Below are 13258 nucleotides of genomic sequence, written 5' to 3' on the forward strand. Positions count from 1 at the left end.
GTCAGACGCTCGTCGTGCTCGTCGTGCTCGACGTCTCCGAAGGGGAGGTGTCGTCCGTGCGGCGGCGGCGCACCGCCCAGAAGACGCCGGTGCCCGCGGCGACCGTGACGCCCACGCCGATGACGCCCGCCAGCCCCCCGGACAGGCGGGCGTCGTCGACGTCCTTGACGCCGTAGTCGGCGAGCGGGGAGTCGGCCGCCGAGTGCTCCTCGGCCTTCTTGTCGATGCCGTGGTCGGTGGCGACCTTCTCCAGGCCGTCGGGGTTCGCCGAGGCGTAGAAGCTGACGAAGCCGGCCAGCACGAGCGAGGTGACCAGGCCCGCCGCCCACACCGAGCGGTGCGAGGTCCGGGCGGCCACGGGAGCGGGCTCAGGCCGCGCGTCGGGCGCGTCGACCAGCTCGCCGTTCACGCGCAGCTTGAGCTTCTGCGTTAGACCGCGCGCCCCGTACACCAGGTCGGGGCGCACCGCGATGACCGCGCCGACGGTCAGCGCGGTGATCACGGCCTCACCGATGCCGATCAGGACGTGCACGCCGACCATGGCGGTGGCGACCTTGCCGATCGAGACGTCGGTGGTGCCGCCGATCGCGTACATCAGGGTGAAGGTCAGTGCGGCGGCCGGGACGGAGACCAGAGCGGCGACGAAGGACGCCACGGTGACCGACCGGCGGGTGCGCGGCAGCACCTTCACCAGGCCCCGGAAGAGGGCGTAGGCGACGACCGTGGTGACGATCGCCATGTTGGTGATGTTGACGCCCAGGGCGGTCAGACCGCCGTCCGCGAAGAGGATGCCCTGCATCAGCAGGACGACGGAGACGCACAGGACCCCCGTGCAGGGGCCGACGAGTATCGCCGCCAGCGCCCCGCCGAGCAGATGCCCGCTGGTGCCCGCGGCGACGGGGAAGTTCAGCATTTGCACGGCGAAGATGAACGCCGCGACGAGTCCGGCCAGCGGCGCCGTGCGCTCGTCGAGTTCGCGACGCGCGCCGCGCAGGCTCACGGCGACGGCGCCCGCGGCGATCACGCCGGTGGCGGCGGAGGTGGGCGCGTTGATGAATCCGTCAGGTACATGCACCCCTTGATGATGTGGCTTGATGCGAACGGTTTGCAAGAGCGTGAAGCTCGTTTTATCTCACCCGTGATATATGCGCCTCGGCAGGCGCAATCCGGAAAATATGCGACATTGGAGAGGGAGTGGACGCAGAGTTTCCACTCGGATTGCGCACGGTGAAGGGGCAGTCCGATGTCCGTAGTCGATCAGTACGCGCGAGCCCACATCGTCTCGGACGCGGCCGTCCCGCTCGTCGACGAGCTGGAGGCGGTTCCGGTCAGACTGCGCTACGACCCCGACCACGACCCCCGCAAGGTGCGCATGGAGCTGCCCGGGGCCGGGGGAGGCGAGTGGACCTTCGGCCGCGAGCTGCTGGAGGAGGGGCTGCGGGCCCCCGCCGGGAGCGGCGAGGTGCGGGTGTGGCCGTGCGGCCGGGTGCAGGTCGTCGTGGAGTTCCACTCCGCGCAGGGCGTGTCGGTGGTGCAGTTCGAGCGGCAGGCGCTGTTGCGGTTCCTGCGGCGGACGTACATGGCCGCCGCGGAGCCCGTCACCCACTGAGCCCCGCGCCTGCCCGCGGTCTCGGCCGCCGGCGGCCACGGTCTCGGACGGGTGAGCCCGAGGCGGTCCACGAGGTTGTGGCCGATCACCGATCACCGATCAGCCGGTCACGGTCACTCCGGACCCACATGTCCCGGCCCCTGTTTCAGCTGCCCGCCTTCAGCAGTGCCGCCACGATCGGACCGGCCGTCGAGCCGCCGTGCCCGCCCTGCTGGACCACGCCCGCGGCGGCCAGGTCGCCCCGGTAGGCCGTGAACCAGCCGTTCGGCTTCTTCTGCCCGTCGACCTCGGCGGACCCGGTCTTCGCACCGGCGTCGCCGCCGACCCCGGCCATCGCCTCGGCGGCCGTGCCGTACGCGGCCGTGTACGACATCAGCTCCCGCAGCTGCGACAGGGTGCCCGCCGGCAGGGTGCGCGAGGCCTTCGCCAGCTTGCGTCCGTCCACGTCCGGCGAGACCAGGTAGGGCTGGTGGAAGGTGCCGGACTTGACCGTCGCCGACACCGACGCCATGTTCAGCGGGTTCATACGGACCCCGCCCTGCCCGATCAGCGAGGCGCCCATCTGGGCCGCCGACTGCACCGGCACCGCGCCGTCGAAGGACGGCACGCCGATGGCCCAGTTGTTCAGCCCCAGGCCGAACACCTGCTGGGCCTCCTTCGTCAGGTCGTCGTCCTTCAGCTTCGGGGCCTGGCTGATGAAGGCCGTGTTGCAGGACCGGGCGAAGCTCGCCTTGAAGGTGCCGTTCTTGATCTCGAACTTGTCGTCGTTCTGGAACTTCCAGTGGCCGTACGTGAAGTACTTCGGGCACGGGTGCTTCTTGTCCGCCGCGGCCAGGCCCTTCTCCAGCAGCAGCGACGAGGTGATGACCTTCATCGTGGAGCCGGGGGCCAGGGAGCCCTGGAAGGCGGTGTTGAAGCCGGGGGAGGCGTTGGCCGCGGCCAGGATCTCGCCGGTCGACACCCGCAGCAGGACCACCGACGACCGGGCCTTCTTCGCGACCTGCTGCTCGGCCGCTTCCTGCAGGGCCGGGTCCAGCGTGGTCTTCACTGTGCCGGGCGTGCCCTCGCTCAGCTCCACCAGGGTCTTGTCGGACAGGTCCTTCGCCTTGGCGGCCTTGCCGCGCACGACCCGCAGCTCGATGCCGGCCTTGCCGCCGGCCTTCTTGCCGTACTTCTCCCGCAGCCCGTCCAGGACCGGGCCGAGGGAGGCGTACTTCTTCGCGGTGAGTTCGCCGCCGTCCCGGTCGAGGGCCTTGACCGGGGGCGTGCCCGCTTCGCCGGTGACCAGGGTGTCGCCGTCCTTCAGATCCGGGTGGACGACGGCGGAGTGCCAGTCGACCAGCGGTTTTCCGTCGCTCTGACGGCGCACCACGGTCAGGGCGCTGCTGTACGTCAGCGGTTTCTCGGCGTCCTCGTACGACACCGTGGCCCGAGCGCGGAACGGGACCTTGTCGCCCTCGGGCGTGCCCGCGGTGAGGGCGACGTCCTTGATGTGGGCGTCCTTGGTGTAGCCGGTGAGCAGGGACTTGGCCGCCGCCGGGTCGTCGGTGACCGCGGCGGCCCGGGCGGCCTTGCCCGACTGCCAGGCGGTGAGGAAGGCCTGCGCCGTCTCGGTGACCTCGGTCGCCGACAGCGGGCCGGTCTTGACCTTGGGCTTGTCGTCCGCCGCGCGGGTCCCGTCGTCGGCGGCGGCACCGCCGCCGAACAGCGCGTAGGCACCGGCTCCACCGCCCGCGACGACCACGGCGATCACCCCGCCGATCACGGCGGGACTCGTCTTCCGTCGCTCGGCGACGCGCCTTCTGTTGCCCACTGCTGTTCTTTCCTCCGCGAATCCCCAGGGTCCCCGTCGCCCTCAGCTGTCCCCTGTCCCAACGACGGCCACCACCCTAGAGTCCCGTCTCCCGGAGGTGAGATCAGCCACCTGTTCGTAGCACGGCTGCGACAATCGGCCCGGCCGCGTCGCCGCCGTGGCCGCCCTCCTCTGTCATCGCCGCCGCCGCGATGTCGTTCCGGAAGCCGGTGAACCAGCTGTTGGACTTGGCGTTGCCGTCGACCTCGGCGGAACCGGTCTTGGCGCCGATGCCCCCGCCGAGGTCGGCCATGGCCTGGGCGGCGGTGCCCTGCGTGGCCGTGAGCCGCATCATCTGCTTGAGCTGGGCGGCGGTGCTCGACCGCAGTCCCTCGGCCCGCGCCAGCTCCCGGCCGTCGAGCTTCGGTGAGACCAGATAGGGCTGGCGGAAGGCGCCGGTGATGGCGGTCGCCGTGACCGAGGCCATGTTCAGCGGGCTCATCTGGACCTGCCCCTGCCCGATGGCGCCCGCCGCCCGATCCGGCCCGTCGACCGCGGGCACGCTGCCGTCGAAGGAGACGACGCCGGTCTTCCAGTCGTCCCGCCCCAGCCCGAAGCGGTCCTCGGCCTCCCGGGTCAGCGAGGCGTCCGTGAGCGGCTTCTCGTCGATGAGCTTGATGAAGGCGGTGTTGCAGGACCGCATGAAGCTGTGGGCGAGGGTGGCGTTCTCGTTGGGCTTCATGTTCGTGAGGTTCTTGAAGGTCTGGCTCTGCCACACCGCGGTGTCGGGGCAGGGGGCCGGGCCGTTCATCGAGGTCACGCCGTTGTCGATGAGCATCGCGGCGGTGATGATCTTCATGGTGGAGCCGGGCGCCGCTTGGCCCTCGAAGGCCGCGTTGAAGCCGTCCGTGCGGTTGTTGGCCACGGCCAGGACCTCGCCGGTGCTGGGCTTGACGGCCACCACCGACGACTGGGCGAACCGCTTGACCGCCTTCTCGGCCGCCGCCTGCGCGCTCGGGCTGATCGTGGTGGTGAGCTTGCCGGGCTTGCCCTTGGCGAGGGTGAGCAGCGGGGTGTCGGGGGCGCCGTCGCCCTCGTGCCGGACGACCAGCTCGATCCCGGGGGTGCCGCCGGCCTCCTCGCCGTACTTGTCGCGCAGGGCGTCCAGGACCGGGCCGAGTGAGGGGTACTTCCCCTTCGTCAGCTCCGAGCCGTCGCGGCCCACGGCCTCGATGGGCGGGGTGGCCGACTGCCCGGTGACGAGGGTGTCGTCCTTGCGCAGTTCGGGGTGCACCACGGACGGCTGCCAGTCCACCAGCGCCCGTCCGGTGGTCAGTCCGCGCACGACCTTCAGCTCGCTGCGATAGCTCAGCGCCGCGGACTTCCCGTCGTAGGCCACCTTCGCCTTCACCGTGTACGGCACGGTCGTGCCCTTCGCCGATCCCGGCGTGATCTTCACGCCGGTGATGTGCGCGTCGTCGGCGAAGGCGGAGAGCAGCCGCTCGGCGGCCGCGTCGTTGTTGGTGTACGAGGCGGCCTTCGCGGACGCGCCCGTCTGCCAGGCCTCGAAGAAATCGGCCGTGGTCTCCTCGACCTCGTCCTTGCCGGGCGGACCCGTCCGCTTCTGCGCGGCGACCCCGTCCGTGCCGCCCCCGTCACCGCTCAGCGCGCTCACGATGTTGAAGGCGCCGTATCCGGCCCCACCCACCATCACCGCGAACACGCCGCCTATGACGGCAGCCTTGACCCCCTTGCCCATCGGGCCCTCCCCGTTGAGCCTTCCGCGCTCCTTTGAACGCGTTCAGAAAGCTCGATCCCGGGAGCACTCTATGCGTAAGCGGTTACCGGCGGGGCGGGCGTTTCGATTTTTGACCGAACACCGATCAGACCCACGTGTCCAGCCACATCCGCGACCGCCAGTCGTCGATCGGGATGGCCTGGCCCGTGTACAGCGGCCAGAAGTAGATGAAGTTCCAGGTGATCAGGAGGACCAGGACGCCTGCTGCCGTGGCGCCCGCGACGCGGCGGGTGTCGGAGGAGCGGGGCGGGCCGATGATCGCGCCGAGCAGCATCGCCACCGCCAGGCACAGGAACGGCAGGAAGACGACGGCGTAGAAGAAGAAGATCGTCCGCTCCTGGTACATGAACCAGGGCAGATAACCCGCCGCGATGGCGCAGGCGATGGCACCGGCGCGCCAGTCGCGGCGGAAGAACCAGCGCCACAGGACGTAGAGGACCGCGAAGCAGGCGACCCACCACAGCAGCGGCGTGCCGAGCGCGAGGACCTCGCGGGCGCACTTCTCGCCCGCGTCGGCGGGGCAGCCGTCCTTGCCGGGGGCCGGGGACTCGTAGAAGTACGACACCGGGCGGCCCAGGACGAGCCAGCTCCACGGGTTGGACTGGTACGTGTGCGGCGACGACAGACCGACGTGGAACTCGTACACCTGGTGCTCGTAGTGCCACAGGCTGCGCAGCCAGTCCGGCAGGAACGACCAGCCGCCGCCCTTGCCGCCGGTCGCGGCCCAGTTGCGGTAGTAGCCGCCGGAGCCGTTCGTCGCGGAGAGGATCCAGCCGGTCCAGGACAGCAGGTAGGTGACCAGGGCGACCGGGACCGTGGCGAGGAACGCCAGTCCCGTGTCCCGCTTGAGGACCGCCGAGTACGGGTGCCGCGCACCGGCGACCCGTCGCGAGCCGACGTCCCACAACACCGCCATCAGGCCGAACGCGGCCAGGATGTAGAGGCCGTTCCACTTCGTGCCGATGGCCAGGCCCAGCATCAGGCCCGCCGCCCAGCGCCAGGGGCGCCATCCCAGCCTGGCCGTCTCGGCCGTGTGCCGGTCGGGCCGGGCCCGGCCGTCCTCGTCCAGCGGCAGCGCGGCGGCGAGCCGCGCCCGGGCCCGGTCCCGGTCCACCAGCAGACAGCCGAACGCGGCCAGCACGAAGAACATCAGCACACCGTCGAGCAGCGCGGTGCGGCTCATCACGAAGTGCAGCCCGTCCACCGCCATCAGCGCGCCCGCGAGACACCCCAGGAAGGTGGAGCGGAACAGGCGGCGGCCGATCCGGCACAGCAGCAGCACGGAGAGCGTGCCGAGCAGCGCGGTCATGAACCGCCAGCCGAAGGGTTCGAACCCGAACATCAACTCGCCGAGCCCGATGACGTACTTGCCCACCGGCGGGTGCACGACGTACGCCGCGTCCGACGGCAGCGTGACATGGCCGCCCGACGACAGGATCAGGTCGTTGGCGTTCTTGTCCCAGTTGAGCTCGAACCCGCGGTGGACCAGCGCCCACGCGTCCTTCGCGTAGTACGTCTCGTCGAATATCACCGCCCTGGGGCTGCCCAGGTTCCAGAACCGCAGCACGCCCGCCAGCAGGGTCACGAGCAGCGGCCCGATCCAGCCCGACCAGCGCACCAGCCGGACCGCGAGCGTGTGCGGGACGCCGAGCGCCGCCCACAGGCGCGGCGAGGGCTCGGTGTACGGCGGCACCAGGCGGTCACGGACGTCGCGGGCGTCGCTTCCGGGCTGCCCCTGGTAGCCGAAGCGGCGCAGCCGCTGCTGCCAGGACGGCCGCTGGTCGAGCGGCGTCCGGCCCTGGCGGGTGTCCGTGGAGGATGCGGTACTGGTCACCGCGCCATCGTAGGGAACCGTTCTGTGTGAGTCCCGTGCATGGCCGTATGCGTCCGCATCGTCCGCCCCTGGGAGGAGTCCCGACCCGCCGCCCCTGGGAGGATGGGGGAGTGATCGGAACCCTCGTACTCGCAGGCACCCCCATCGGCGACATCGCGGACGCCCCGCCCCGGCTCGCCGAGGAACTGGCCGGAGCCGACGTCGTCGCCGCCGAGGACACGCGGCGGCTGCGCCGGCTGACCCAGGCGCTCGGCGTCACGCCGAAGGGCCGGGTGGTGTCGTACTTCGAGGGCAACGAGTCCGCCCGGACACCGGAACTGGTGGAGGAACTGGTGGGCGGGGCGCGGGTGCTGCTCGTCACGGACGCGGGCATGCCGTCGGTGTCCGACCCGGGGTACCGGCTGGTCGCCGCAGCGGTCGAGCGGGACGTGCGGGTCACCGCCGTGCCCGGACCGTCCGCGGTGCTCACCGCGCTCGCGCTGTCCGGGCTGCCCGTCGACCGGTTCTGCTTCGAGGGGTTCCTGCCGCGCAAGGCGGGGGAGCGGCTCGGGCGACTGCGGGAGGTCGCCGACGAGCGGCGGACGCTTGTCTACTTCGAGGCCCCCCACCGGCTCGACGACACGCTGTCGGCCATGGCCGAGGTGTTCGGGGCCGAGCGGCGGGCGGCGGTGTGCCGGGAGCTGACCAAGACGTACGAGGAGGTCCGGCGGGGCGGGCTCGGGGAGCTGGCCGCGTGGGCCGCGGAGGGCGTGCGCGGGGAGATCACCGTCGTGGTGGAGGGGGCGCCGGACAAGGGCCCCGAGGAGGTCGGCCCGGAGGAACTGGTGCGGCGGGTCCGGGTGCGGGAGGAGGCCGGGGAGCGGCGCAAGGAGGCGATCGCCGCGGTGGCGGTGGAGGCCGGGGTGCCGAAGAGGGTCGTTTTCGATGCCGTGGTCGCTGCGAAGAATGCCACTCCCTAGCCGGGTTCGGGGTGGGGCTCGGGGTGGTTTGCGGGGCGCGGGTTGTGGGGGTTGATCGCGCAGTTCCCCGCGCCCCTTCCGGGGCGCTCCCCCAGGGTGCTGAACACCCTCTGAGCAGGGCGCATGTCGTTTGAGCGTGCGCCCCATGCCTGAGCAAAGCAGAAGGGGTGCAGGGGCAAGGGACGCCCAAATCGGGGCCAATAGTCGACAGGTCGGCTGCCATCGGTCCGCCCGAGGAGTCCACTGGGTTGCGGGGACGGAATCGTCCCCACGTCACAGCGGACCAACAGGAGCTGGCATGAGTGAGATCGCAGGGCAGACCGGGCTCCGCGCCGGTGCGACCGCAGTCGTCAACGAGTCCTACTCCTTCGCCTGCATGCGGTGCGGGCACGGCTGGGAGCAGTCGTACGAGATAGAGCACCACAGGGACGCCGCGGGGCACGAGTTCGTCCTCTACGTCGCGAACGGCAAGGTGGTGCCCTCCCCGCTGAGCAAGCCCGAGTGCCACAACTGCGACAGCCACGTCGTGCGGATCATGCGGCCCGGGCGGGTCGCCTCGGCGCGCGACGCGGCCCACCGGCCCCGGCGGCTGCCGCCGCCCGCCGGGCCCGTGGAGGCGCCCACCGCGGACGCCGAGGCCGGGACGACGGCCGGCCGGCAGCAGGGCGAATCCCACCACTGGCACCTGTCCGATCTGCTGCACCCCTTCCAGCGCAAGGCGAGCTGACCCGTCCGGATTCCCTTGTCGACGCCCTCCCCGGTCCTCCCCCACCGGGGAGGGCGTACCCCTTTCGTAGGATCGGGGCATGCCTTCGAACGCCTCCGGCCGCCAGGACAAGAACGCGGCCCCGCCCCTTCCGGAGCCCCTGCGGGTGCCGGTCGCCGACTCCCACACCCACCTGGACATGCAGTCCGGCACGGTCGAGGAGGCGCTGGCGAAGGCGGCGTCGGTCGGGGTGGCGACGGTCGTTCAGGTCGGCTGCGACCTGAAGGGCTCGCGGTGGGCCGCGGAGACGGCGGCCGCGCACGACGCCGTCCACGCGACGGTCGCCCTGCATCCGAACGAGGCACCCCGCATCGTGCACGGCGACCCCGACGGGTGGTCGCGGCAGGGCTCCCGCGAACCCGGCGGGCCGGCCGCCCTGGACGAGGCACTCGCCGAGATCGACCGGCTCGCCGCGTTGCCCCAGGTCAAGGGCGTCGGCGAGACCGGCCTCGACTACTTCCGCACCGGGCCCGAGGGCAAGGAGGCGCAGGAGCGGTCCTTCCGCGCCCACATCGAGATCGCCAAGCGGCACGGAAAGGCCCTGGTCATCCACGACCGCGAGGCCCACGCCGACGTCCTGCGGGTGCTGAAGGAGGAGGGCGCCCCCGAGCGGACCGTCTTCCACTGCTACTCGGGCGACGCCGAGATGGCCGGGATCTGCGCGAGCGCCGGCTACTTCATGTCCTTCGCCGGCAACGTCACCTTCAAGAACGCCCAGAACCTGCGGGACGCCGTGGCGGTGGCCCCGCCGGAACTCCTCCTCGTCGAGACGGACGCGCCCTTCCTCACCCCCGCTCCCTACCGCGGGCGGCCCAACGCCCCCTACCTCGTGCCGATCACGGTGCGGGCCATGGCCGAGGTGCGCGGCGTCGACGAGGACACACTGGCCACGGCCCTCGGCGCCAACACGGCACGCGCGTTCGGCTACTGACCCGCCCGGTCGCCAACCGCCCATCCTCACCGTACGACTGTGCGTAGTCGCGTCGCTTTGGAGAGTGACGACCGCTCCGCTAGGTTCTGGGGGCCCGATCCGGACCCCTCTGGACCCCCTCCGGCCCCTGGAGCGCGTCGGCGTGAGCAACTCCCGGTACGAGACGTACGAGACGTACGAGCCGTACGCCACGGTGCCGTACGTGCCGTACGTGCCGTACGAGCCGTACGAGCCGTACGAGCGTCACGAGACGTACGAGCCGAACAAAGCATGCGAGACGTACGAGACGGCGTACGAGGCGTATCAGGCGTACAGGGCCTACAACCCCGCCCGCGCCGCCGACCCGGTGTACGGCGGGCTCGGCGTGTCGCCGGCGGATCTGCACAGCGCCGAGACCCTCGCCCACGGCACGCCCGCACCCCCCGGCGCCCGCGAGGACACCTACCGGCCCGCCTACGAGGCGCCGACCCTGCCCGCACTGCCCCGGCAGGGCGCCCCGCACGGCGGGTCCGCCCCCGCCGCCCGGCCCGTGGGGCACCCCGAGCCCGGCCCGGGCGTGCGCGCCGGGTCGCGTGCCGCGGCGCGCAACGGCTCGCACCGCAGGTCCGCACGCCGACGCAAGGCGCGCTACGCCGAGCGCCCGGACGGTCCCGTGCGACGGCTGCTCCCGCAGGCCCTCGTCGTCGCCTTCCTGGCCGGCGGCACCACGGCGTTCGTCGCCGAGGACAAGGCGATCGAGCTCAACGTCGACGGCGAGGCCCGCACCCTGCACACCTTCGCCGACGACGTCACCGAGCTGCTGGCGGAGGAGGACGTCGAGATCGGCCCCCACGACCTGGTCGCGCCCGGCCCCGGCACGCGGATCAGCAGCGGCGACGAGATCGCCGTGCACTACGCCCGTCCCGTGCGGCTCACCCTCGACGGACACCGGCGTGAGGTGTGGACGACCGCCCACACGGTGGAGAGAGCGCTGCGGCAGCTCGGCGTACGCCAGGAGGGCGCGTACGTGTCCACCTCGCGCTCGCGGCACATCGGACGCGAAGGGCTCGCGCTGGACGTGCGGACCGAGCGCACGGTCACGATCATGGCGGACGGCCGCGCCCGCACGGTACGCACCAACGCGGCGACCGTTCGGGAGGCCGTCGAGGAGGCCGGGAATACCCTGCGCGGCCAGGACACCACCTCGGTCCCGCAGGGCAGCTTCCCGCGCGACGGGCAGACCGTCACGGTGCTGCGCATCACCGGCGGCGAGGAGGTCCGTGAGGAGCAGATCCCGTTCCAGGTGCGGTGGGCGGAGGACCCTGCCCTGTTCCGCGGCACCGAGGTGGTGGAGCGGGCGGGCGAGCCGGGCCTGCGCCGGGTCACCTTCTCCCTGCGCACGGTCAACGGCGTCCGCCAGAAGCCGCGCCTGATCGGGTCCGAGGTGGTGCGCGAGCCGCGCCCGCAGATCGTGAAGGTCGGCACCAAGCCGCGCCCGTCGTCCGTGCGGGGCGCCGACCACCTCGACTGGCAGGGACTCGCGGCCTGCGAGTCCGGCGGACGGCCCGACGCCGTCGACTCCTCGGGCACCTACGGCGGCCTCTACCAGTTCGACACCCGTACCTGGCAGTCCCTCGGGGGCCGTGGCCGCCCCCAGGACGCCCCGGCGGCGGAGCAGACGTACCGGGCGAAGAAGCTCTACGTGCGCCGGGGCACCAGCCCGTGGCCGCACTGCGGGGAACGGCTGCACGGGTAGCGGACCCCGGCTCCGGAACCCCCCCGTACCCTTGTCCCCGTGACCAGCAGCCCCACCCCCGACGCCCTCCTGGGCCCCGCCGACGTCCGCGAACTCGCGGCAGCCCTCGGCGTACGCCCGACCAAGCAACGCGGACAGAACTTCGTGATCGACGCGAACACCGTCCGCCGTATCGTCCGCACCGCACAGGTCCGCCCCGACGACGTGGTCGTCGAGGTCGGCCCGGGACTCGGGTCGCTCACCCTCGCGCTGCTGGAGGCCGCCGACCGGGTCACGGCGGTGGAGATCGACGACGTGCTCGCCGGCGCGCTGCCCGCGACCGTCACGGCCCGCATGCCGGAGCGCGCCGACCGGTTCGCCCTGGTCCACTCGGACGCCATGCACGTCACCGAGCTGCCGGGGCCCGCCCCGACCGCGCTGGTCGCCAACCTGCCCTACAACGTGGCCGTCCCGGTGCTGCTGCACATGCTGGACACCTTCCCGACCATCGAACGCACCCTCGTCATGGTCCAGGCGGAGGTCGCCGACCGGCTCGCCGCCCCGCCCGGCTCGAAGGTCTACGGCGTCCCCTCGGTCAAGGCCAACTGGTACGCCGAGGTCAAGCGGGCCGGTGCCATCGGGCGGAACGTGTTCTGGCCCGCGCCCAACGTCGACAGCGGTCTGGTCTCCCTGGTCCGCCGGGGCGAGCCGCTGAAGACGGCGGCTTCGAAGCGGGAGGTGTTCGCCGTCGTCGACGCGGCGTTCGCCCAGCGCCGCAAGACGCTGCGGGCCGCGCTGGCCGGCTGGGCCGGATCGGCCGCCGCCGCCGAGGAGGCCCTGCTCGCCGCCGGGGTCTCGCCGCAGGCCCGGGGCGAGTCGCTGACCGTGGAGGAGTTCGCGCGGATCGCCGAGCACAAGGCGAACCGGCACCAGGAGAAGGAGACCGCGTGAGCGTCACGGTCCGCGTCCCGGCCAAGGTCAACGTCCAGCTGGGGGTCGGCGCCGCCCGCCCCGACGGCTACCACGACCTCGCCAACGTCTTCCTCGCGGTCGGCCTCTACGACGAGATCACCGTCACCCCCGCCGACGAGCTGCGCGTCACCTGCGACGGCCCGGACGCCGACCAGGTCCCCCTGGACCGCACGAACCTGGCAGCGCGGGCCGCCGAGGCGCTCGCCGCACGGTACGGACGCAGCCCCGGCGTCCACATCCACATCGCCAAGGACATCCCCGTAGCCGGTGGCATGGCCGGCGGCAGCGCGGACGGTGCCGGAGCCCTGGTGGCCTGCGACGCCCTGTGGGGGACCGGCGCCTCCCGGGACGAACTGCTCGACATCTGCGCGGAGCTGGGCAGCGACGTGCCGTTCAGCCTGGTCGGCGGGGCCGCCCTCGGTATCGGGCGGGGCGAGCAGCTGACGCCCCTGGAGGTCGGCGGCACCTTCCACTGGGTGTTCGCGATGGCCGGGCGGGGCCTGTCCACCCCGGCGGTGTTCCGCGAGTTCGACCGGCTCGGCGAGGGCACGGACATCCCCGAGCCCGTCGCCTCCGGGGAACTCCTCGCCGCCCTCGCCAAGGGCGATCCGGACGCGCTCGCCGCCGCCGTCTCCAACGACCTCGAGCCCGCCGCCCTCTCCCTCTTCCCGGAACTGGCCGGCACCCTCGCCGCGGGCCGGGCCGCCGGTGCCCTCACCGCACTCGTCTCGGGCTCCGGCCCGACCACCGCCTTCCTGGTCCGGGGCCCGGAGGCGGCGGCCGCGGTGGCGCAGGCCCTGCTGACGTCGGGAACGTGCCGGACGGTGCGCACGGCGTCGGGCCCGGCCCCGGGGGCGACGGTGGCCGCCGCCGGTTAATCAGG

General features: G+C 72.4%; 11 protein-coding genes. 7 read left to right on the forward strand and 4 right to left on the reverse strand.

Annotated elements, in window-relative coordinates:
- Position 1: 1 nt before the first annotated feature.
- Positions 2-1075 (reverse strand): energy-coupling factor ABC transporter permease, encoded by a 1074-nt coding sequence (locus ACIQU3_RS14580; protein WP_403732976.1) that lies wholly within the window; start codon positions 1073-1075, stop codon positions 2-4.
- A 168-nt stretch (positions 1076-1243) separates the two neighbouring features.
- Between ACIQU3_RS14580 and ACIQU3_RS14585 the strand changes: the two genes are divergently transcribed.
- Positions 1244-1609 carry an SsgA family sporulation/cell division regulator gene (locus ACIQU3_RS14585; protein ID WP_403732979.1) on the forward strand — a complete coding sequence of 122 codons (366 nt, stop codon included), beginning with the start codon at positions 1244-1246 and terminating at the stop codon, positions 1607-1609.
- A gap of 145 nt (positions 1610-1754) precedes the next feature.
- Here the strand turns inward: ACIQU3_RS14585 and ACIQU3_RS14590 are convergent, their stop codons facing one another.
- From ACIQU3_RS14590 to ACIQU3_RS14600, 3 genes are all read right to left on the reverse strand, one after another.
- Positions 1755-3422 carry a penicillin-binding transpeptidase domain-containing protein gene (locus tag ACIQU3_RS14590; protein ID WP_403925203.1) on the reverse strand — a complete coding sequence of 556 codons (1668 nt, stop codon included), beginning with the start codon at positions 3420-3422 and terminating at the stop codon, positions 1755-1757.
- A 103-nt stretch (positions 3423-3525) separates the two neighbouring features.
- On the reverse strand, positions 3526-5160 hold the full coding sequence (locus ACIQU3_RS14595) for a penicillin-binding transpeptidase domain-containing protein (RefSeq protein WP_403925206.1): 1635 nt from the start codon (positions 5158-5160) through the stop codon (positions 3526-3528).
- A gap of 124 nt (positions 5161-5284) precedes the next feature.
- Positions 5285-7033 (reverse strand): dolichyl-phosphate-mannose--protein mannosyltransferase, encoded by a 1749-nt coding sequence (locus ACIQU3_RS14600; protein ID WP_403732988.1) that lies wholly within the window; start codon positions 7031-7033, stop codon positions 5285-5287.
- A gap of 110 nt (positions 7034-7143) precedes the next feature.
- On the opposite strand from ACIQU3_RS14600, the gene rsmI reads away from it, so the two are divergent.
- The 6 genes from rsmI to ACIQU3_RS14630 all read left to right on the forward strand — a co-directional run bounded on the left by rsmI (position 7144) and on the right by ACIQU3_RS14630 (position 13253).
- Complete coding sequence (gene rsmI, locus ACIQU3_RS14605) at positions 7144-7992, forward strand: 16S rRNA (cytidine(1402)-2'-O)-methyltransferase (RefSeq protein ID WP_403732991.1); 849 nt, start codon at positions 7144-7146, stop codon at positions 7990-7992.
- Positions 7993-8290: 298 nt separating this feature from the next.
- Positions 8291-8719, forward strand: coding sequence for a hypothetical protein (locus tag ACIQU3_RS14610; RefSeq protein WP_403732994.1), 429 nt, complete (start codon positions 8291-8293; stop codon positions 8717-8719).
- Positions 8720-8798: 79 nt separating this feature from the next.
- On the forward strand, positions 8799-9689 hold the full coding sequence (locus ACIQU3_RS14615; RefSeq protein ID WP_403732997.1) for a TatD family hydrolase: 891 nt from the start codon (positions 8799-8801) through the stop codon (positions 9687-9689).
- Positions 9690-9831: 142 nt separating this feature from the next.
- Complete coding sequence (locus ACIQU3_RS14620; RefSeq protein ID WP_403925209.1) at positions 9832-11424, forward strand: ubiquitin-like domain-containing protein; 1593 nt, start codon at positions 9832-9834, stop codon at positions 11422-11424.
- Positions 11425-11463: 39 nt separating this feature from the next.
- A complete protein-coding gene (gene rsmA, locus ACIQU3_RS14625; RefSeq protein ID WP_403733000.1) occupies positions 11464-12354 on the forward strand; it encodes a 16S rRNA (adenine(1518)-N(6)/adenine(1519)-N(6))-dimethyltransferase RsmA in 891 nt (296 codons plus the stop codon).
- The gene (locus ACIQU3_RS14630; protein WP_403733005.1) at positions 12351-13253 is read left to right on the forward strand and encodes a 4-(cytidine 5'-diphospho)-2-C-methyl-D-erythritol kinase; all 903 of its coding nucleotides are present in this window, start codon (positions 12351-12353) and stop codon (positions 13251-13253) included. Before rsmA ends, ACIQU3_RS14630 begins: the two co-directional genes overlap by 4 nt.
- Positions 13254-13258: the final 5 nt, after the last annotated feature.

The sequence above is a fragment of the Streptomyces sp. NPDC101110 genome (assembly GCF_044759525.1).
Classification (GTDB): domain Bacteria; phylum Actinomycetota; class Actinomycetes; order Streptomycetales; family Streptomycetaceae; genus Streptomyces.

Coding starts and splice junctions, on each gene's coding strand:
- ACIQU3_RS14595 (WP_403925206.1), bottom strand. CDS start 5,160: ATGGGCAAGGGGGTCAAGGCTGCCGTCATAGGCGGCGTGTTCGCGGTG.
- ACIQU3_RS14610 (WP_403732994.1), top strand. CDS start 8,291: ATGAGTGAGATCGCAGGGCAGACCGGGCTCCGCGCCGGTGCGACCGCA.
- ACIQU3_RS14585 (WP_403732979.1), top strand. CDS start 1,244: ATGTCCGTAGTCGATCAGTACGCGCGAGCCCACATCGTCTCGGACGCG.
- ACIQU3_RS14615 (WP_403732997.1), top strand. CDS start 8,799: ATGCCTTCGAACGCCTCCGGCCGCCAGGACAAGAACGCGGCCCCGCCC.